Here is a 237-nt window from a genome sequence, read left to right as displayed (position 1 = left end):
GGCAGGTGCGGTGCCAGCACCGCTCCGCCCCGGCTTCGCCGCACCGATCATGACCGGGGCAATGATCCCCGAGGGGGCAGACGCCGTCGTGCCCATCGAAAAGGCGACGCCGGACTCCTTTCCGCGCCCTGAAACAACCGACGCCGTGGTGCAGCTGCCGCCAGTGAAACCGGGCACCTACGTTCGGGGCGCGGGAAGCGACATCGCAGCAGGCACCGTGGCCCTCGCCGCAGGCAC

1 protein-coding gene is annotated in these 237 nt (G+C 70.9%); it reads left to right on the top strand.

What is annotated here, in order from left to right; translation table 11 throughout:
- A partial coding sequence (locus SCA31_RS25495) for a hypothetical protein (RefSeq protein ID WP_410699714.1) occupies positions 1-237 on the top strand: 237 nt, incomplete at both ends.

It is taken from the genome of Chryseobacterium sp. SIMBA_028, assembly GCF_046535285.1.
In the GTDB taxonomy this organism is placed as follows: Bacteria; Bacteroidota; Bacteroidia; order Flavobacteriales; family Weeksellaceae; genus Chryseobacterium.
Note: the sequence above shows the minus strand (reverse complement) of the source record. Positions and strands in the feature narration are given on the sequence as shown.